Origin of the sequence: Sphaerospermopsis sp. LEGE 00249 (genome assembly GCF_014299995.1) — a bacterium.
GTDB classification, from domain to species: domain Bacteria; phylum Cyanobacteriota; class Cyanobacteriia; order Cyanobacteriales; family Nostocaceae; genus Sphaerospermopsis; species Sphaerospermopsis kisseleviana.
Map to the genome: position 1 here is coordinate 43,139 of NZ_JACJUZ010000003.1, position 21,283 is coordinate 64,421.

Consider the following 21,283-nt stretch of genomic DNA (forward strand, 5'->3'; position numbering starts at 1 on the left):
ATTAATATTTATTAATAAAATTTCCACAGGAATCTCAAACTTTAAACCTGGACATACACTTTATCACCTTTAACTTGCACTTGATAACTTTGTAGAGAAATATCCGGTACTGTTAAACATTTGCCTGTATTTAAATCGTATTCAAATTGATGGGATGCACAGGTGATAATACCATTTTTAACTTTACCTTTATCCAAGGGAAAACCTAAATGAGAACAGGCATTACCATAACAGTGTACCTTATTATCTTGTTTGTATAAAATCAAGTTATGATTTTCAATTCTAACTCCTAATATTTGATTTTCAGGAAGTTCATTAACATTCGTAACTCTTACCCAATAGGAATTTGTGGGAATAGTAGCAATTGTAGAATTAGGAGTATTATTAACAGCTACAATTTTGGTAATTTCTGGACAATGGTTTTTAATAGTTTGTTCTACTAACTGAGTTAAAGTCAAAGTAGAACTGGCACAATTACTACAACTACCAATTAACTTAACTTCAACTGTATCCGGTGGTTTAATAGCAACTAATTCCACATCCCCATTATGGCTTTGTAAACTAGGGCGAATTTCCGCTAATGCTGTTTTTATCCGTTCTGATAATGGCAGTTTTACCAAATTGTGATACAATAAAACCGCATAAACAATATCATCATTTACCGCATTGCTTAAAGCGGCTAAATTATCCTTTTTCAAACTTTTAATCAAGTTCGTTAAAGCTGCTTTATGTAAAGCTTCAACTGCACTTTTTAAACCAACGGCCACACATCTTTGACTTTCATCCCAATCAGAAATAATTGCTTCAAATCTTTGAATATCTGCTATTAATTCATTTAAATTATCCATAAAAATCTGCATTTATATGCGTTTGTCTGCGTTCAATCATAAAACAATCCCCCAGATAAATCTGTAGGGATTGATAAGTTTTATAATTGTAACTGCATCATTTCATGCGAAAATCTTTCAGTAGAAAAGGCATCATGACACCTGTAACTAAACTAGTTACAGTAATAGGAATACAAACGGGAATTGATAGCTGTGCTAATAAAATTAATAATAGTGTACCAATACCACTAGCGATTATTGTTTGACGCAGAAAATATAGTGGATCACGAAATAATTTACCCTTGAGAAATAATCTCAAAGAAAACCAGCCTAATTCTAACATATATCCTCCTATTAGTTACCTATTAGTTACCTATTAGTTACCTATTAGTTACCTATTAGTTGCCTAACAAATTTAAAATTAATAACCCTAAAATGAGGGTGGGAATTACGCCAGCAGGGGCAAATAAACTACCAATGGTGGCTGAAAATTTGTAGCCTAAATCTTTACCGGCTAATATCATACCTCCAATTGCACCACCTACCATTGATAAAATTACGGCAATGGCTAACCAAGCTAATGCAGTGGTAAAATTGAGGTTAGTATTTAAACTATAAAGAAAATCTCTAAATTCTGGGTTGGTGATAAAATCAAACATTGTTTTTTCTCCTATTTGTTGACAAGTTAATAGTCATTTTTCAGGATTCATCAGATTCATCAGTTTGTTTGATTTGATATTGAAGCCTGATTAATGAAACCTGATTAATTAAACCTGATGAAAATACTTGCTTTTCTCCATTTTTGATGCAAGTAAATATTCTGAATCCTGACTCCTTTACGGGTGTTCGCAAAGCGTGCTGGAAGCATCAGCATTCGGGCAATCAGGTATCAATTTTTGTCCAAGGGTATTTTCCGAATGCTTGTCCCCTAATGATTCCTAATATTTAATTTAAGGAAACTGCTAGTATTTCTGCTTCCAAATCTTGGATTGCTTGGGCTACTATTTCCGCTTTCTCAATTTCTTGATGTGCTGTAAATATTTGCCAAGCTTCTTGATAGTATAATTTGGCTTGTAGCAGGTTTTCAGGATTCCCTAATTCTGGTTTTTCAGGATCGTCGGGTAAGTTAAAAAATACGTTAGCCTTGTTAGAAATTGTGTTAGCATATTCCAAGGGTGTATCTCTAGAATTACGCACTTTTAAAGCTTCATCGTAAGCTGCAACAGCCCGCAAATTATTGTCAATGGGATGGGAACTAATTAAATATTGCAAAGCATTACCTAAATTATTTTGCAACATGGCATATTCCCTGGGATGATCAATTATGTTAATATGCTCAAGTGCTACTTCAAAAGATTGTACTGCTAACCCTTGACGTAAATATTCCCGTTCAGATGCCATGGGCATTGAAAGATAGGCGATCGCAATATTATTATATAAAATCGCATATTCTTGGGGGTATTCTTGCCAAGTAAACACCCGCAAAGCCTCATGATAAGCTTGGATACTATCAGTTATCCGCGCTAAATTATAGGGAACTAAAGACTGTAAAACTAAACCCAAATTCATCTGCGCTTCTGCTACTTCTTCTGGTGTAGCAAACTGCTGTAAAATAGGTAAAGCTTCTTCGTAACTATCCTTAGCTTGTACTAATAATTGGGGATTAGAATCGGGTATTATTTGTAAAGTACCCGCCATTCCCACTTTTGCCCGTGCTTTCAGTAAAGGATAATCTTCACCACACATTTGATAAGCACGATAAAACAATCCTAACCCACTGCGTAAATCTTGGGAATTTTTCGGTTTTTTGAGAAAACCCTGCGCCATTTCTATCAGCATTTGGATTTTTTCCTCTGCTGTTGCTGACTCATCAGAAATGGCCGCCATAGCCGCTTTTACGGCAGAATCTGTAACACTAGAAGTCATAAATTGGCCATAGTAATTGAGTCATCAACTAAGCCGATTTACGCAGTTTTTGATTAAGTATTTTTTTACAGATTCCCCTTTTAATAGCTATCGGCTATCAGTTATCAACTATCAGCAGTCAGATTTTTAAAAGTTATTCTGACTCCTGACTCCTGCAAGGTTTTACCAGTGCTAAACCCCTACTAAATCATGAAAATAAAGTGTTTGTACCTATCCTTTGTTAAGATTCAAGGAAAGGGTAATAACATTAATATTTTTCACTATAAAAGATTCATTTAAGAAAAATCTAGCGTAAAATTACTAATGTTAATTTTTGTAGAGATAAATTGATCACTTGAGCAGAAATTTCTGTATCATCAATCAATCAAAATCCAGTAAATCAACAAATCCTGTCAATTCTGATTCAGACAGAAATTCCATGTTAAAATAACAATAATAATCAATCAGCGAGACTCTACAAAAATCCTCAGTAGTAGAAATTCAAAAATTGATAATGTTGCTAAAATTCCTGCGTATCTCCCCATCAACACTGACGGAATAATCCCGTGAAATAATCCCGTGTATCTCTCCACATCTACAATAGAAAAATCATAGCCAATGACAAATGTACTCTGGCTGCAAGGTGGTGCTTGTTCAGGTAACACCATGTCATTTCTCAATGCCGAAGAACCTACAGCTTGTGATTTAATAGCAGACTTTGGCATTAAAATTCTTTGGCATCCTTCCCTGGGTTTAGAACTCGGTGCAAACTTACAAACCTTGCTTTGGGAATGTGTCTTAGGTAAAACTCCTCTGGATATTTTAGTATTTGAAGGTAGCGTAGTTAACGCCCCCAATGGTACAGGAGAATGGAACCGTTTTGCAGATCGCCCCATGAAAGAATGGTTAAACGACTTAGCCCAAGCTGCTAACTTTGTTGTAGCCATTGGCGACTGTGCCACTTGGGGCGGTATTCCTGCAATGTCACCCAACCCCAGCGAATCTGAGGGTTTACAATTTCTGAAACGGGACAAAGGTGGTTTTTTAGGTAAAGATTTTGTCAGCAAAGCCGGTTTACCTGTAATAAATATACCCGGATGTCCCGCCCATCCTGACTGGATAACCCAGATATTAGTCGCCATAGCTACCGGACGCATCAGCGATATTACCCTAGACGACCTACACCGTCCCCAAACCTTCTTTAACACCTTTACCCAAACTGGTTGTACTCGTAACATTCACTTTGCTTACAAAGCCACAACCGCAGAATTTGGACAACGTAAAGGCTGTCTCTTTTATGACTTAGGGTGTCGTGGTCCCATGACCCGTTCTTCCTGTAACCGCATTCTTTGGAATCGCGTATCATCAAAAACCCGCGCCGGAATGCCTTGTATTGGTTGCACAGAACCAGAATTTCCCTTCCATGATCTCAAACCAGGAACAGTATTTAAAACTCAAACAATTATGGGTGTTCCCAAAGAAATACCCCCCGGAGTCAACCAAAAAGATTACGCAGTTCTCACAGTTGTTGCTAAAGATGCAGCACCAAAATGGGCTGATGAAGACTTTTTCTTGGTTTAGTCATTAGTCATTAGTCATTAGTCATTAGTCATTAGTTATTAGTCTTGATGTCTTAACTTTTAACTTTTGCCTATTCCCTATTCCCTATTCCCTTTAATTATGCCAATTCAAACATTAGATATTGCTCCCGTTGGTAGAGTCGAAGGTGATTTAGATGTCCGTGTAGAAATCGAAGACGGATATGTTACAAATGCCTGGACTCATGCAGAACTTTTTCGCGGTTTTGAAATAATTTTACGCGGAAAAGACCCCCAAGCCGGTTTAATTGTCACCCCTAGAATTTGCGGAATTTGTGGCGGTTCTCATTTAAGTTCAGCTTCTTGGGCTTTAGATACTGCTTGGGGAACAGAAGTTCCTAGAAATGCAATTTTGGCGAGAAATTTAGGTCAAATTGTGGAAACAATCCAAAGTATTCCTCGCTATTTTTATGGATTGTTTGCCATTGATTTAACCAATAAAAATTATCGCCGCAGTCATTTTTATGATGAAGCTTGTCGTCGCTTTGCCGCTTTTACAGGTAAATCTTATGAGATTGGGGTAACAATTTCTGCTAAACCTGTAGAAATCTACGCCTTATTAGGTGGACAATGGCCGCACAGCAGTTATATGGAGATAAATTAGGAAATTGCTGATATAGCAAGCATTTTTCAGGATAGGTCTGATTATTCCCTGTTTTTTCCTTAATTTAAGCGATAAACCCACCCCATATATACAATAAGTTCATTTATTTTTACCTACTAGAAGTCATTTGGGGTTCTCAGACGTTACCTAATTTTTCCCTAACCTTATTAGGGGCGAAGCATTCGGGTGATAAACTATCGCTGAAACCAGTTCATATTCTGTCCGAATGCTTCACCCTGACGATTAATGAATTGGTGTTCTAGATTAGCGAGCATAACTATGGTAATGGGATAAATCCAAAACGGGTTTTTACACTCAAACAACAACAGCAGACTAAATTGCCATTAAAACTACATCTTAGTATCATCAAATATTCTTAAATAAATAAACCCCAAAACTTCTCCTTCTCTTTGCGCCTCTGCGTGAAATAATAATGAAGCCAATACCCCTCACTTCCCAAGCTGCAAAAATCATCTTAGGAAACCCTAACAAACCCGAACAAATAACCATACCCCTTGCACCCACACCCTCAACAATGTTCGGACCCCGTGCAGCTTGTTTACTATCACCAACTGGACCATTATGGGTGTCAGATACAGGACATCATCGGTTATTAGGATGGCGAAATTTACCGACGGAAGATAACCAACCGGCAGATTTAATTATCGGACAACCGGACTTTTTTAGTGAAGGACAAAACGCCAAAGGTACACCATCAAAAAATACATTTAGTGTTCCTACAGGTATTTGTAAATATGGTAATGGTTTAGCCGTTGCTGATGCTTGGAATCATCGGATTTTAATTTGGTATAATCTCCCAGAGGAAAATAATCAACCCGCAGATTTAGTATTAGGACAAAGTAATTTTATCGCTAATGAACCTAACCGGGGCAGTCAAGAACCAGCAGCTAATACTTTACATTGGCCTTATGGGATTTTATGTGATAAAAATCAATTATTTGTTGCTGATACTGGAAATAGAAGATTATTAATTTGGCATAGTTTACCTACAAAAAATGGACAACCTGCGGATATAGTTTTGGGACAACCAAACATGATTTCTCGTAATGAAAACGGGGGCAGTTCTCCCACTGCTGCTAGTATGCGTTGGTGTCATGATATTACGATTTGGAATGGTAATTTGGTGGTGACAGATGCGGGTAATAATCGGGTGATGATTTGGGAAGGAATACCTACAGAAAATAATAGTCCTTGTGCGGTGGTTGTGGGTCAGAAAAATTTTAATTTTGTGGAATTAAATCAAGGTGTTTATTTTCCTAGTCGTAGTAGTTTAAGTATGCCTTATGGTGTAGATATTTGGGAAGATTGGTTAATAGTTGCTGATACTGCTAATTCTCGTTTGTTAGGATGGAAGAAAAGGGAAAATATTTTTTTGTTACAGGGTGCAGATGCTGATGGAATATTGGGACAGGATAGTTTTACAAGTAAGAGTGAAAATAAGGATTTTGGTTTACCAACTAGGGAAAGTTTAAATTGGTGTTACGGAATTAAGGTTTGTGGGGAAAATATGGTAGTTTCTGATTCTGGGAATAATCGAGTTTTGATTTTTTAATTTTATTAATCTCACCCAGAGACGCAGAGAACGCAGAGGATAAGAATGAGAAAAGAGGAAATTAGGGTTAAGGGTACTGTTCAAGGTGTGGGTTTTCGTCCTACTGTTTATCGGTTAGCGAAATTTTGTGGTTTGAAGGGTGATGTTTGTAATGATGGGGAAGGGGTTTTAATTCGGGTTGCTGGTAGTGAGGAGAAAATTACTGAGTTTGTAGATAAATTATATCAGGAATGTCCGCCCTTGGCTAAAATTAATAAGTTAATTAGAAGTTCATATTTGGGTGATTTTGATTTTGATGATTTTGTGATTTCTCATAGTGTGAATACTGTGGTGAAAACTGAAATTTCCCCTGATGCAGCAACTTGTTCTCAATGTCAAAAGGAGATTTTTGACCCTTTTAGTCGTTATTTTCGTTATCCTTTTACAAATTGTACTCATTGCGGTCCGAGGTTAACTATTATTCGGGCTATTCCTTATGATAGAAATCATACGAGTATGGTTAAGTTTCCGATGTGTGGAGACTGTAACACAGAATATGAAGATGTGGAAAATAGGCGTTTTCATGCCCAACCTGTGGCGTGTTTTAAGTGTGGTCCAAGTGCTTGGTTAGAACGTGCTGATGGTCAACCTGTCATCGCTGATATGTTCTCGATGTTGGATGATGTGGATGCGGTTTGTACTTTATTACAAAAGGGGGAAATTGTCGCTATTAAGGGTTTAGGGGGTTTTCATTTAGCTTGTGATGCAACTCAAGAAACGGCTGTTAAAAAGTTAAGGGAACGGAAAAGACGTTATCATAAACCTTTTGCTTTGATGGCTAGGGATATCAATATTATATCTGAATATTGTTATGTTTCTGATTTAGAAAAAACTTTATTAACCAGTCCTGCTGCACCTATTGTTTTATTAAATATTAAACCTGAAAAACAGGTAGCTATATCAGTTGCACAAGGACAAAATACTTTGGGTTTTATGTTACCTTATACGCCTTTACATCATTTAATTCTCAGAAGAATGAACTGCCCTATAGTTTTGACTAGCGGTAATATTTCTGATGAACCACAATGTATAAATAATGAAGATGCTAAAGAGAAGTTAGGGAAAATAGCAGATTATTTTTTATTACATAACCGGGATATTGTTAACCGGGTTGATGATTCAGTTGTGAGGGTTATTGATGATAAAATACAAATCCTGAGACGTGCGCGGGGATATGCACCAGCACCAATTATTTTACCATCTGGTTTTGAGAAAGTAGCACCTATTTTAGCAATGGGTAGCGAGTTAAAAAATACTTTTTGTTTATTAAGAGAAGGTGAGGCGATTTTATCCCAACATTTAGGAGATTTAGAAAACGCTGCTGGTTTTAATGCTTATCAAGAAACATTGAATTTATATCTGAATTTATTTGCACATAAACCAGAAATAATTGCTATTGATAAACATCCAGAATATTTATCATCAAAACTGGGAAAAGAATTAGCAACAAGTAACGAAATTAAATTAATAGAAATTCAACATCATCACGCCCATATAGCAGCTTGCATGGCAGAAAATAAAATACCATTAGATGCAAAACCAATCTTAGGAATAGCCTTTGATGGGTTAGGATATGGGGAAGATGGGACATTATGGGGAGGGGAATTTTTATTAGCTGACTATCAGAAATTTCAGAGAATAGCCACATTTAAACCTGTCGCCATGATAGGAGGAGAACAGGCAATTTATCAACCTTGGCGAAATACCTACGCCCATTTACAAACTGCATTTAACTGGGAAGAAATTAAACAAAAATATGCTGATTTAGAAATTATCAAATTTATAGAACAAAAACCCTTAAAACTACTCAACCAGATGATAGAAAAAGGTATTAACACACCCTTAGCATCATCAGTTGGGCGGTTATTTGATGCAGTAGCAGCAGCAATAGGTATATGTCGGGAAGAATGCAGCTATGAAGGACAAGCAGCCATAGAAATGGAGGCAACAGCTAATGTTAACATATTAAACAAAGATGAAGAAACTATAAATTATCCCTGGAAAATTGAAAAATTAGATAGAATTTATTATATAGACCCTGCACCGATGTGGGAAGGGATATTACAAGACCTCAAGCAGCAAATTTCACCATCAGAAATAGCTGCAAAATTTCACATAAGTTTAGCTATTGTCATCACAGAAATAGTTAAACAACTAACCCAAGAACACAAAATTAATCAAGTAGCATTAACAGGAGGAGTATTTCAGAACCGGATACTTTTAGAACAAACAACCAAACACTTACAAAAACTAGGAATAGAAGTTTTTACCCATAGTATAGTACCTGCAAACGACGGCGGTTTATCATTAGGACAAGCTGTTATAGCTGCTGCTAGATGTATGAGGTGACAGGTGACAGGTGACAGGTGACAGTTAAAAAGAGAAAAAGATAGAAATTCAATAATTTGATTTTTATCTCATTTTAAATTAAAACCTCTGCGTTCTCTGCGCCTCTGCGGTTCTTATAAAAAAGGAAAATAAAAAAATGTGTTTAGGAATACCCGGACAAATTGTAGAAATAACCAACCCAGAACATAAACTAGCAATGGTAAACGTCGGCGGAGTCAAACGCCAAATAAACATAGCGTGCATCGTAGACGAACAACACCCACCAGAAAAATGTATAGGCGACTGGGTACTTGTTCACGTTGGTTTTGCCATGAACAGAATAAACGAACAAGAAGCAGCAGAAACCCTAAAACTACTGCAAGAAATATCCCAAGCATACACCTAAAAACCCTTTTCTTCCTTTGCGTCTTTGCGCCTTCGTGGTTCAATAAAAATATGAAATATGTAGACGAATTTCGTAACCCAGAAAAAGCCCAAGCCTTACAAAAAGAAATAGAAAAACTCAGCCGCCAAATAGACAAACATTTAAAAATCATGGAAGTATGTGGCGGACATACCCATTCTATCTTTAAATACGGCATCGAAGAAATATTACCCCATAATATTGAACTAATTCATGGACCTGGTTGTCCAGTTTGTGTGATGCCTAAAGGTAGAATAGATGATGCGATCGCCCTCTCCCAAAATCCTCACATCATCTTAACAACTTTCGGCGATGCCATGCGCGTACCCGGTTCAAAAACCAGCCTTTTACAAGCAAAAGCCCAAGGCGCAGATATCCGTATGGTTTATTCACCCTGGGATAGCTTAAAAATTGCCAAAGAAAACCCCGAAAAAGAAATAGTTTTCTTCGGTTTAGGGTTTGAAACCACTGCCCCCAGTACCGCTTTTACCGTTCTCCAAGCAGCAGCAGAAAATATTACCAACTTTAGTTTATTTTCTAATCATGTATTAGTAATTCCCGCATTACAAGCATTATTAGAAAATCCAGATTTACAACTTGATGGTTTTGTTGGTCCAGGTCATGTAAGTATGGTCATAGGAACAGAAACCTATGAATTTATTGCCCAAAAATATCATAAACCCATCGTTGTTTCTGGCTTTGAACCATTAGACATTTTCCAATCTATTTGGATGTTATTAAAACAAATAGTAGAAAATCGCTGTGAAGTTGAAAATCAATATAATCGCTTAGTTGAAAAATCAGGAAATAAAAACGCATTAACAGCCATGAATCAAGTTTTTACACCCCGTGAAAAATTTGCATGGCGTGGGTTAGGAGAAATACCCAATTCTGGTTTTCAAATAAGGGAAGAATACGCCCAATTTGATGCAGAAGTTAAATTTGATCTTCCTAATTTAACAGTTCCCGATCATAAAGCCTGTAAATGTGGTGACATTCTCAAAGGAGTTTTGAAACCTTGGGAATGTAAAGTATTTGGCACAGCTTGTACACCAGAAAATCCCATTGGTGCTTGTATGGTTTCTTCCGAAGGTGCTTGTGCAGCATATTATAAATATGGCAGACTGACAACAATGGAGAAAAAAGCCAACCAGCAAAATAAAGTAGTGGCAAATGTCAGTTAAAACCTCACATAAGTCCCTGATTTATTTTAATAAATGTATTCATTTATAGAGAATATAAAAAAGAAGTCGGGGATCTTATAAGTTGTAGATTAAAGGTAAATTATTATGCCATTTGTAACTGTACAAATTGCCAAAGGACACTCTATAGAAAAGAAGCGGAAACTAGCGCAAGCTGTCACAGATGCTTTAGTTTCTGCTTTAGGTACAAAACCAGAATGGATCACTGTTCACATTGATGAATTTGAACGGGATAACTGGGCGGTTGGTGGTGTTTTACATTCTGATAAACACGCCGGTAGACATGAGGAAACTGGGAGGTAGTTTATAGGGTGCGTTGGCGTTGTCGTAACGCACCAATTCTTTTTTTTATAACCGCAAAGTACGCAAAGTACACAAAGGAAGAAAAGAAAGGTTTTTAAGTTAAGAAGTTTATAAGATGAAGATGTTTAATATGGAAGTTTACAATAATCAAGAAGTTAAAAATCCGCTATTTCAAAAAATTGAACAGGTGCGCCGTCGTGCTAATAAGGTGAAAGATACTCACATTAATTTATCTCATGGTAGTGGTGGTAAGGCTATGAGAGATTTAATTAATGATGTGTTTGTTAGTAGTTTTGATAATCCGATTTTATCACAGTTGGAAGACCAAGCGAGTTTTGATTTATCTCAACTTTCTCTATTAGGAAATAGGTTAGCTTTTACTACTGATTCCTATGTGGTTGATCCGTTGTTTTTCCCTGGTTCAAATATTGGTGAATTAGCGGTTAATGGCACTATTAATGATTTAGCTGTGAGTGGTGCGAAACCTTTATATCTTACTTGTAGTATGATTTTGGAGGAGGGTTTGGAGTTAGAAACTTTAAGAAAAGTTGTCTTTAGTATGCAAGATGCCGCCCAAAAAGCAGGGGTACAAATAGTGACGGGAGATACTAAAGTCGTCCATCGTGGTTGTGCTGATAAACTCTTTATAAATACTGCGGGTATTGGTATTATTCCTTCAGGAATTGATATTTCTCCCCGCAATATTCAACCCGGTGATGTGGTAATTATTAACGGCGAAATAGGAAATCATGGTGCTGCCATTTTAATTGCTAGGGGAGAATTAGCATTAGAAACAGATATAGAAAGTGACTGTCAACCATTACATGAATTAGTCGCCGAAATTATTAATGTTTGCCCAGGAATTAAAGCTATGCGAGATGCAACCAGAGGAGGTTTAGCCACAGTATTAAATGAATTTGCCCAAACTGCCAATGTGGGAATTAGTATTCATGAAAAAGCCATTCCTGTACGAGAAGAAGTAAATGGAATGTGTGAAATTTTAGGTTTAGATCCTTTATATTTAGCCAATGAAGGAAAACTAGTAATAGTTGCACCCAAAGAAAAAGCCGAGTTAATATTATCAATAATGCAAAACCACCCAGCCGGAAAACAAGCAGCAATTATTGGTGAAATTCTCCCCCAACCCCCAGGAATAGTATTATTAAAAACAGCATTTGGTGCAGAAAGAATAGTAGATATGCTAGTAGGTGATCAACTACCCAGAATATGTTAGTCATTAGTTATTTAGTTATTGGTTAATTTCTTCCCAGTCCCCAGTCCCCAGTCACCAGTCACCAGTCACCTCAAAATGCACGAACTAGGAATAACTCAAAACATCATCGCTATCGTTAGCGAAAACGCCCAAAATAAAAAAGTCCAAAGAGTTCTATTAGAAATTGGCAAACTCTCCGCCATTATGCCCGATGCCATCAAATTTTGCTTTGATATTTGCGCCCAAGGTACAATAGTCGAAGGGGCAATATTAGAAATATTAGAAATACCGGGAATGGCAAGATGTCGCCAATGTGGTAATACATTTTATGTAGATAAACCCTTTGGAATTTGTGACTGTGGTAGTGTAGAATTAGATTTAATAACCGGTCAAGAATTAAACATTAAAGAAATTGAGGTAGAAGAATTATGTGTGTAACCTGCGGTTGTTCTGATGATAACAATACAACTATTACAAACATGGAAAATCAACATTCACATACTCATACTTTACCCGATGGAACTGTAATTACCCATTCCCATGATCATCATCATGAATCACCAGCAAATGTTCACGCTAAAATTCATAATACTACTATATCCTTAGAGCAGGAAATTTTAGGTAAAAATAATTTATTAGCTGCTCAAAATCGAGGCTGGTTTAAAGGTAGAAATATCCTGGCTTTAAATTTAATGAGTTCTCCTGGTGCGGGTAAAACTACTTTATTAACTCGTACTATTAATGATTTAAAAGAGAAGTTAAATATTAGCGTCATTGAAGGTGATCAAGAAACTACTAATGATGCAGAAAGAATTAAATCTACAGGCTGTAAAGTGGTGCAAATTAACACCGGAACAGGTTGTCATTTAGATGCTTCAATGATAGAAAAGGGTTTACAGGAACTTAACCCCCCATTAAATTCTGTAGTGATGATTGAAAATGTAGGTAATTTAGTTTGTCCAGCTTTATTTGATTTAGGTGAACAGGCTAAAGTTGTCATTTTGTCGGTGACGGAAGGGGAGGATAAACCAATTAAATACCCTCATATTTTCCGCGCTAGTGACATTATGATTATTACAAAAATTGATTTGTTACCCTATTTGCAGTTTGATGTAGAAAAATGTATTGAATATGCAAAACAGGTAAACCCAAAAATACAAATTTTTCAGGTTTCTGCTACTACTGGTGTGGGTTTAGATGAGTGGTATGGGTTTTTGTCATGTCAATCTGCAATTACTGTATAATTTCTTATTGTGAAAATCATTATCTTTTAGTTTAGTTTCAATCCTCAATGTTTCAATCCTCAATTACCTTAATTAGTAATTGTCACTCCTTTAACGCTAGATCCTCTAACACTAAAATCAAGTTTCAATCCTCAATTACCTTAATTAGTAATTGTCACGTTCCGTTAGCAGCAGTATCAGCAGCAGCTAGACTATACAGTTTCAATCCTCAATTACCTTAATTAGTAATTGTCACTTGCCGGGGATGCCTTCTTTGTGGTTAGACTCTTTCCCTGTTTCAATCCTCAATTACCTTAATTAGTAATTGTCACGAAACAAAGACGAGCGTGACACTGAAATTCTAGACGTTTCAATCCTCAATTACCTTAATTAGTAATTGTCACTTAACACACACCCTTGGGTTAAGAAAGATATGTCAGAGTTTCAATCCTCAATTACCTTAATTAGTAATTGTCACCCCGGGTCTTCATATCATGTAGCTGTACCATATACTGTTTCAATCCTCAATTACCTTAATTAGTAATTGTCACTTGGTAGCAAGTGCCGTGCTATGCGTATTGAAAATGTTTCAATCCTCAATTACCTTAATTAGTAATTGTCACCTTTCTTTTGTAGAGCCATCGCCTTTAAGTTTAGATTGGTTTCAATCCTCAATTACCTTAATTAGTAATTGTCACCCCGCCCCAAACTGCATTGTCTACAATGAACCATTGTTTCAATCCTCAATTACCTTAATTAGTAATTGTCACCGAAAATTTATCAAATCTCCTAATATTTCTAAGGTTTCAATCCTCAATTACCTTAATTAGTAATTGTCACTCTACAATTATCACGTAAAGTATCCGGGGAACTACCGTTTCAATCCTCAATTACCTTAATTAGTAATTGTCACACCGCCGTCAGCGCAAGGAGAAGTTTTACAACAATTGGTTTCAATCCTCAATTACCTTAATTAGTAATTGTCACCAACCGATCGCGCAAACCCTTAGAAATAGGACATTTCCACAACGATTTGCGCGGATGCCAAAATAATACCCCATTTCAGAGAACAGCACAAGAGCGAAAAACGCCGAAACCCTTACAGCGTAAGGTGCGCGGGTGGTTGACAACACCCAACGGATAAAAACTAGACAGTGTAAGAGTTTCCAGCTTAATCATAATCACTCCGACTTAACACCCACCCATCCGCGCATTTTCAAGCCAACTTTGTCAAAGTCACACCATCAGGTAACACCTCATCCAAGTCAACCTGATAATCAGCAAAACTGCGGGGTACATCAACAGTAGACTTAATTTGCAGTTTATCAAATAACTCATGAACGGGAGCATTACCATATTTACTGGCATGAGTAAAAACATACAAACCACGACAAGCCATAAAACCCCGTGCTGAAGAACGGTCAAACTCCCAAGCCTTAATCAAAGCTTGCCAAAATAAAGCTAAATCTCGTTCATTCACACAACCAGATTTTTCTGCCAAAGCCAAATGGGGATTATAAAAAACATAAGACCTATATAAACCATAGGGTAAAACCTCTTTTCTGCCCATAGTTTTATTATCTTTTTTTACACCATCTTTTTTTTCTTTTTCTTCCGTTGCAGCACAACGAGTAATACTCACAGATTGGGGAAAAACCGGATCAATACTACGAGAAAAACTAATTTGTACAGGTCCCCAAACTTGACCAGCTTTTAAACCAGTAGATAATACCGCCCCAAACATTCTTAAATCATAATAATTCTGCTGCATCCACTTAGCAACCTTTAATTGATCTTCTGGTGTTCCTTCTTTTTGTGGTAAACCGACAGCAGTATAAGCGCGACTGATTTTTTCATTTAATACACTTCCTTCTTCCACAAATATTTTATATCTTTCTGGTGTTGGTTCATCCTTACCAAGCATCTCTACATAATTTCTCACCTTACGTTTTAAACAGGCATCTGTCACCAAACCTTGATTAGTTTGGGGGTCAATTCTTGGTTGATTTCCGGCATCGGGATCACCATTGGGATTACCATCCAAACAATCAAATAATAAAATTGCATCGTGTTTTTTAGTAGGGTCTAAATATGCAGTCATGATTTTTTTTCCTTGTGATTTGTTGATAGTTTGAAGACCTAACCCCTAGCTTCTTCCCTACGAGGGAAGGGAGACAAGAATTAGATAAAAACTGGTTTTTAAAGCCTTTCTCTTGGTAGGAGAGCGGTTTGGAGAGAGGTTAACATTGAAAATTATTTGTTGGGTTTCACTTTGTTCAACCCAACCTACTCAGATTTGTCTTTACTTTTAAAAAACTCGGCTCTTTTTTGCCACCAACCTTGAAAAAACAAAGCCTGAGATTTTAAATCTAGCACTTCTGGCAATATGGAAATATCAAAGTTTTCAAATTCTTCAGCTAGTAACTTTTTGATGTATTTACTATTATCACTTTCTATATGATAATGAGTACAACCATGACAAAGCCGAGCAAAAACTTGAGTCGGTGTAGAAGATAAAGTCTTTAAACTACGCATAACATTAGTATTATCTTCACTCATATTTTGAGCTTTAACTTGTGATTGGTGCATTAAAAATGCAATTCTGCCTAAAGTGTAAGCAGTATCAAATTGAGGATCGCCTGTGGGATATTTCATATTGTTTGTGGCTAAATAAAGTAATAAACCTTGCAGTCTGGGAAAATATCGAGATTGTTTAGATTTAGATGGAAAATCATGAAATACCTTTTCACTACATATCCTATCAATGATTCTGTAAGCATATTCATCAGGTAAACTTTCACCTAAAAAAGCAGCTTTAATTAATGCTGTTGCTATTCTGTCTGTGTGTTCTTTACTAGGATTCAAAAAAGCACTATTACATAACATCCACATAGGACTAGGTGACAAATAATTAACTTGCTGACATTGGATAAATTGCCCAATAGAATCTTTGATTTTTTGGGTAGTAACTTCACTCCAACCACTAACGGAAATTCTCCCTTTATTACCTTTGAGAATGGCTAAATAAAATTTGCTAGATTTAATATCCTCCAAATTAAATTTTTTCGGACTATGGGGACTAGCAAAGATAGATTCAAAAGCTGGATTTTCCCATATTTCGGGATTAATACCTTCCCCGTCTTCTTCTCCCCAATAAACAAAAACCTGCTCTCCTAATTTATAACGATTTGTGTCACTATTAAGTAAAAAATCTAAAGATTTATGAAATCTAACGGCACTTTCAAAACCTATGGGAGCGTTAATATTTCTATACCATCCGTGAGACTTATAAGCATCTTCTTGAAAACTACTAATAGCAGCACCAGAAGTAGCAGCACCAGTAACACCTTTAACCATCATGGGCATTTTTTGCTTCATAATTAGAGTCTGTTCACCTGTTAATAAACAAACTCCATTAACGGTATCTTGTTTACTGGCATAATAGTTAACCCACCATTTTTGAATTACGGGAATTTTGGTGATTTGTTTACCTTCAAATAGAAACACAAATCTATCCCGACACCAATCTGTATTAGCTGCTGTATTAGCTGCTTGTGGATAAATTTCTGTTAGCTGGGCTGTAATTTTTTCTACAGTGGTGTTAGTAACAAAATCATAAACTGCTTTAACTGCTTCGTGGTTAGTTTCTTGTAAACATCTTTCCAGAAGTTGTAAATACATTTGATGCCGTTTTCCACCTCGATCACCAGCACCAAAAACATATTCTCCCCCATCATCAATTAATAATGGTTCATCACCATTACGCCGCAAATCTGGTACTAATATTTTTCTGCCAAATTTCGGTTTACCTTTGGTTGCTGCTGTTTCTAAAACTTGAAAACTACCTAAAGGTAAATTAATTTGCCAATGACACAAACATTCACTAAATCCTGTGGGTGTGAGTTGATTATCCTGTTCTAAAGCAATTCCTAATTGATTTAATTCTTGCAACATAACCGCCCATCTCGCATTATAAAGTGAGCAAATTCTGTAACTACATTTCCTTTGACAAAACCTTGAGCAGTACGCCAAGAAACTGTACCTTTTTGATCAGGTATAAAGTGCATTTTTTTAGGCATTAAACCTAAATCTATTTCCCCTTTTAACTCTGGTGCTGGTTGATCTTCTTCTGAAGGAAAACTAAAATGGGCTATATATTCTCGACAGCCAAAATAGGGTTGTTTAAAACATTGCCCTTTTTCAATTCTCCGCTTTATTTGTGCTGCATATTTATTAGATAAATCTTCCTCTGTTTGTAAATCAAAATTAAAATCCACGATATAGGCCACATCATGCAATATGACATGATTTCTCTGAGCGCGATCGCCCACAGCAGTGTAACTCCCTATACCATCATTTCTCATCCAATCTTTAGCATTTTTATAGCTTTGTTTGGACTGCACCATGTTACGCTGGATGGTAAATGTATTAATTGGCTTTAGTACCGTGATGTGATTAATCTTGTATTTAATCTCTGGTTTCCAGAAAATAGACTCTAATACACCTACAGCCGCAGTAAAGGGAATTACCCTATAACTGTGCGGTTCAGCTTTAAACTCCGGCCTTGTGAATAATGCCCATTCACCCCATAACTTTAACTGCATAAACTAGACTTAAAATTTTTCATCAATTATAACTACAAATGAAATACTTAGCAAGAATTACTACAGATTGTAAAGAACAACTACTAGCAGCACATTTACAGAATGTTGCGGAAATGTCTGCAAGTGCTGTACCGCAACAATTCCAAGCTGTAGCCAAGTATGCTGGTTTATGGCATGATTTGGGTAAATATCAGCAAAAATGGCAGGAATACTTAAAAAATAACGGTAAGCGGGTTGTACATTCTCCCCACGGTGCTGTTGTAGCTTTACAAATGTCTAAAAAAGAACCGCCCGCAATAGCTTATATCATTGCTGGCCATCATTCTGGTTTATCAGAAAAGTTGAGATTAAGAGGTAGTGAGTATAAACAATTAGCAGCAGGTTTAGAGAAATGTTTAGAAATAGCTAGACAGGAAATAGCTGATTTTATACCGCAAGAATTACCAGATATTAATTTACCTAAATTGCGGCGAGAATTTGCCATTAGAATGTTATTTTCTGTCTTAGTTGATAATGACAGATTAGACGCTCGCAAATTTGAAAATATTGAAAATAAAGGTGAAAGCTCCATATATGTACAAGATTTGGAGCTTTCTGCATATAACAAAATGAGTTTCAATCCTCATTCCTTGTTTCCACAATCAGCAAATGCGATTAGTGAAGCTAGAAATGTCTTTGCCCAACATTGTATCAACAAAAGTGAATTACCCAAAGGAATTTTTAGATTAACTGGACCCTGTGGAATTGGTAAAACCATTGCTAGTGCGAGATTTGCTTATTTGCACAGTCAAAAACATCAAATGTCAGGAATAGTTTATGTCGGACCATTAAAAAGTATTATTGAACAAACTGCTGCTGTTTATCGGCAATTATTTGGAGAAAATGCAGTATTAGAACATCATTCAGGATATGAACCAAAATTAGCAGAAACCAAAGATTATAAATTAAATACAGAAAGATGGGATAAACCAGTAATTGTCACCAGTGGAGTCCAATTTTATGAAAGTTTATTTGCTAATCATCCTACTAAATGCCGAAAATTACAAGGTTTAATTAATAAAGTTATCTTATTAGACGAATCTCAATCTATACCTAGTGATTTAGTCCGGCCAATATTAAATGTTTTGAATACATTAGTCACAGATTGGGGATGTACAATAGTTTTAATGAGTGCTACCCAACCAGCATTTCACAACCTTAATGAAGATGATTTAACAGATGTTGTTGATATTATTCCTGAAGCTGAAACCAGCAGAATATTTCAACAACTTAAGCGTGTTAATTACCAATATATTGCTGATATTTGGGAATGGAAAAATTTAGTTGATAGCATTCAATCATCTAAATTAAATCAAGGCTTAATTATTGTTAATACCAAAAAATTAGCCAGGGCAGGATATGAAATATTATCTGCTAAATTTCCCGATCATTGTTTTCATCTTAGTTCTATGATGTGTCCTGATCATCGTTCTCAAGTTTTGGACAAAGTGCGAAAATTATTAAAAGCTGAACAACCTTGTTTTTTAATTAGTACCCAAGTAGTTGAAGCTGGTGTTGATGTGGATTTTCCCATAGTATACCGTCAACTTGCACCTTTAGATTCTATCATTCAAGCAGCAGGAAGATGTAACAGAGAAGGAAAGCAGGATCAAGGTAATGTAATCATTTTTAATATGTCATCTGCCAACCCACCGGGATATAAAGACGGAATAAGTATTACTAAAAAAATCTTAGAAAAATATGATATAAATGATGATATTTTATCTTTGATAAAGATTTACTTTAGTGATTTATTGAATCAGAATCATGATGGAGGTGTGGATATTCAAAAATTAAGAGAAAAGTATGATTTCCCGGAAGTTGCTAAAGCAGTAAAAGTAATTGATAATGAACATCAAATAGCGGTGGTTGTCAAATGGGGAGACAGTGAAAAATTAATTGCAGAAATGCAAAATAAAGAATATTTAACAGAAGCAGATTGGCGCAGATTACAAAAGTTTACTGTGAATATTCCTCAGAATGATCAATATACAAATTATACTCAAGTTGGTAAAATAGATGTTTGGATGGGAGATTACGAAGAAACGGGAATTAGGGTTGGTTGAGAAAGTCTTTTTGTGGGGATAAGGAATAGAGAATAGGTAAAGAATTTGCTCCCATCTTCCCAGTTCCCAGTCCCCTCTACTGATGAATCTGCGTTGCTTTGAGCATATGATAGGTAATAGATCTGTCCGAAAATTAATATGCGTAACCTGAAACCCATTCCTAGTGACAATTCATGAATTGTCCCTACATCTTTTTCGGAGATGTCTAATCATCAACTGTGTCAACGCTAGGGGGTAACTTTGTCATGTTTCCCCAGTTGTACCAGCGATTTTACCAAGTTCAGAATTGATTTCGCGATCGCAAATATTCTTTAAATAAGGAAATATTAGTCCTAATAATTATTTTTGGTTTTGTTTCTCTCCAGAAGCACGAATTAATTCTGCGATAATTGCCACAGTAGCGGTAATAGAAATTAACATAATGCTAAGGGCATTAATATCTGGTTTGACTCCAGTTCTGATGCGGCTAAATATTTCCATTGGTAGGGTATTAGAACCGCTACCTGCTGTAAAACTGGAGATAAGAAAGTCATCTAAACTGAGGACGAAAGCTAGTAAGCAACCAGATATAATACCAGGCATTAATTGGGGTAAGACAACTTTGATAAAAGCTTGAATAGGGGTTGCACCTAAGTCTAGTGCAGCTTCTTCTAGGTGGGGATCGAGGTTATTAAGTCGGGATGATACTACTAAACCGATGTAGGCTAGGCAAAAAACTATATGTGCAGCTACAATTGTCCAGATGCTTAAAGGTATGGCAAAAGCAGCTAAACAAACAAGGGTAGAAACTGCGATCGCAATATCAGGAATTAATAATGGTAAATACGATATACCACGATACAATGTTTTCCCAGGAAAATTATAACGTGCCAACCCTACAGCCATCATAGTTCCCAAGACTGCGGAAACAGCAACTGCACTACAGGCTACTAGCAAACTGTTTTTTACAGCTGATAAAATGCGAGCATCTGTGAACAGTTTTTGATACCATTCTAGAGTGAATCCTTGCCAACTTGCGCTGTAAGGTGACTGGTTAAAGCTATAAAAGCCTAGTACCAGGATAGGCAGGTACATAAACACAAATACCAATATGGAAAAAACTACCTGCCATGTCATAGACTTTTTTTTACTTGGGTGAGGGATATTCATGTTGATATTTAGTGCTTAATTATTGTATGAGATTATATCATCGTCAGGAGTCGTAGGGGCGACGTAGGGGCGAAGCATTCGGAAAATAACCTGTGATCAAAATTGATAATTGTTCGCCCGAATGCTTCGCCCTTACAGGAAAATAACCTGTGATAAAAATTGATAATTTTTCGCCCGAATGCTTCG

General features: G+C 36.3%; 18 protein-coding genes, 1 pseudogene and 1 CRISPR repeat array. Of the genes and pseudogenes, 11 read left to right on the forward strand and 8 right to left on the reverse strand.

Going from position 1 to position 21,283, the window contains the following annotated elements; translation table 11 throughout:
* Window positions 1–41: 41 nt before the first annotated feature.
* The 4 genes from H5968_RS01975 to H5968_RS01990 form a co-directional block, all read right to left on the reverse strand.
* On the reverse strand, window positions 42–848 hold the full coding sequence (locus H5968_RS01975; protein ID WP_187038595.1) for a NifU family protein: 807 nt from the start codon (window positions 846–848) through the stop codon (window positions 42–44).
* 97 nt (window positions 849–945) lie between these two features.
* The gene (locus tag H5968_RS01980; protein WP_187038596.1) at window positions 946–1,170 is read right to left on the reverse strand and encodes a hypothetical protein; all 225 of its coding nucleotides are present in this window, start codon (window positions 1,168–1,170) and stop codon (window positions 946–948) included.
* A gap of 55 nt (window positions 1,171–1,225) precedes the next feature.
* Window positions 1,226–1,486 (reverse strand): hypothetical protein, encoded by a 261-nt coding sequence (locus tag H5968_RS01985; protein ID WP_187038597.1) that lies wholly within the window; start codon window positions 1,484–1,486, stop codon window positions 1,226–1,228.
* A 286-nt stretch (window positions 1,487–1,772) separates the two neighbouring features.
* Window positions 1,773–2,753 (reverse strand): hypothetical protein, encoded by a 981-nt coding sequence (locus H5968_RS01990; RefSeq protein WP_187038598.1) that lies wholly within the window; start codon window positions 2,751–2,753, stop codon window positions 1,773–1,775.
* A gap of 597 nt (window positions 2,754–3,350) precedes the next feature.
* On the opposite strand from H5968_RS01990, the gene H5968_RS01995 reads away from it, so the two are divergent.
* The 10 genes and pseudogenes from H5968_RS01995 (at window position 3,351) to hypB (ending at window position 13,260) form a co-directional block, all read left to right on the forward strand.
* On the forward strand, window positions 3,351–4,313 hold the full coding sequence (locus H5968_RS01995) for a hydrogenase small subunit (protein WP_187038599.1): 963 nt from the start codon (window positions 3,351–3,353) through the stop codon (window positions 4,311–4,313).
* Between the two features lie 99 nt (window positions 4,314–4,412).
* Window positions 4,413–4,922 (forward strand): annotated as a pseudogene (locus H5968_RS02000) (nickel-dependent hydrogenase large subunit); the annotation flags it as partial.
* Between the two features lie 445 nt (window positions 4,923–5,367).
* Window positions 5,368–6,507, forward strand: coding sequence for a hypothetical protein (locus tag H5968_RS02005; protein WP_187038600.1), 1,140 nt, complete (start codon window positions 5,368–5,370; stop codon window positions 6,505–6,507).
* 45 nt (window positions 6,508–6,552) lie between these two features.
* Window positions 6,553–8,895 (forward strand): carbamoyltransferase HypF, encoded by a 2,343-nt coding sequence (hypF, locus tag H5968_RS02010; RefSeq protein WP_187038601.1) that lies wholly within the window; start codon window positions 6,553–6,555, stop codon window positions 8,893–8,895.
* A 136-nt stretch (window positions 8,896–9,031) separates the two neighbouring features.
* On the forward strand, window positions 9,032–9,280 hold the full coding sequence (locus tag H5968_RS02015; protein ID WP_096570872.1) for a HypC/HybG/HupF family hydrogenase formation chaperone: 249 nt from the start codon (window positions 9,032–9,034) through the stop codon (window positions 9,278–9,280).
* 50 nt (window positions 9,281–9,330) lie between these two features.
* Complete coding sequence (hypD, locus tag H5968_RS02020) at window positions 9,331–10,482, forward strand: hydrogenase formation protein HypD (RefSeq protein ID WP_187038602.1); 1,152 nt, start codon at window positions 9,331–9,333, stop codon at window positions 10,480–10,482.
* A gap of 105 nt (window positions 10,483–10,587) precedes the next feature.
* Window positions 10,588–10,803, forward strand: a complete 216-nt coding sequence (locus tag H5968_RS02025) for a 4-oxalocrotonate tautomerase family protein (RefSeq protein WP_096570868.1) — start codon at window positions 10,588–10,590, stop codon at window positions 10,801–10,803.
* Between the two features lie 130 nt (window positions 10,804–10,933).
* Window positions 10,934–12,037: a hydrogenase expression/formation protein HypE gene (hypE, locus tag H5968_RS02030; RefSeq protein WP_187038603.1), complete on the forward strand. Its 1,104-nt coding sequence runs from the start codon at window positions 10,934–10,936 to the stop codon at window positions 12,035–12,037.
* 75 nt (window positions 12,038–12,112) lie between these two features.
* Window positions 12,113–12,454, forward strand: a complete 342-nt coding sequence (hypA, locus tag H5968_RS02035; RefSeq protein WP_187038658.1) for a hydrogenase maturation nickel metallochaperone HypA — start codon at window positions 12,113–12,115, stop codon at window positions 12,452–12,454.
* Complete coding sequence (hypB, locus tag H5968_RS02040; RefSeq protein WP_187038604.1) at window positions 12,445–13,260, forward strand: hydrogenase nickel incorporation protein HypB; 816 nt, start codon at window positions 12,445–12,447, stop codon at window positions 13,258–13,260. Before hypA ends, hypB begins: the two co-directional genes overlap by 10 nt.
* Window positions 13,261–13,309: 49 nt before the next feature.
* Window positions 13,310–14,226: direct repeats of the CRISPR family, unit length 37 nt; unit sequence GTTTCAATCCTCAATTACCTTAATTAGTAATTGTCAC.
* Window positions 14,227–14,455: 229 nt separating this feature from the next.
* Here the strand turns inward: hypB and cas7c are convergent.
* The 3 genes from cas7c to cas5c all read right to left on the reverse strand — a co-directional run bounded on the left by cas7c (window position 14,456) and on the right by cas5c (window position 17,843).
* Window positions 14,456–15,340, reverse strand: a complete 885-nt coding sequence (gene cas7c, locus H5968_RS02045; protein WP_187038605.1) for a type I-C CRISPR-associated protein Cas7/Csd2 — start codon at window positions 15,338–15,340, stop codon at window positions 14,456–14,458.
* A 185-nt stretch (window positions 15,341–15,525) separates the two neighbouring features.
* Window positions 15,526–17,193 (reverse strand): type I-C CRISPR-associated protein Cas8c/Csd1, encoded by a 1,668-nt coding sequence (locus H5968_RS02050; RefSeq protein WP_187038606.1) that lies wholly within the window; start codon window positions 17,191–17,193, stop codon window positions 15,526–15,528.
* Window positions 17,178–17,843: a type I-C CRISPR-associated protein Cas5c gene (gene cas5c / locus H5968_RS02055; protein WP_187038607.1), complete on the reverse strand. Its 666-nt coding sequence runs from the start codon at window positions 17,841–17,843 to the stop codon at window positions 17,178–17,180. Before cas5c ends, H5968_RS02050 begins: the two co-directional genes overlap by 16 nt.
* Window positions 17,844–17,881: 38 nt before the next feature.
* Between cas5c and cas3 the strand changes: the two genes are divergently transcribed.
* Complete coding sequence (cas3, locus tag H5968_RS02060; RefSeq protein WP_187038608.1) at window positions 17,882–19,948, forward strand: CRISPR-associated helicase Cas3'; 2,067 nt, start codon at window positions 17,882–17,884, stop codon at window positions 19,946–19,948.
* Between the two features lie 339 nt (window positions 19,949–20,287).
* On the opposite strand, the gene H5968_RS02065 is transcribed toward cas3, so the two are convergent.
* A complete protein-coding gene (locus tag H5968_RS02065) occupies window positions 20,288–21,022 on the reverse strand; it encodes an ABC transporter permease (RefSeq protein ID WP_199301777.1) in 735 nt (244 codons plus the stop codon).
* Between the last annotated feature and the right edge of the window lie 261 nt (window positions 21,023–21,283).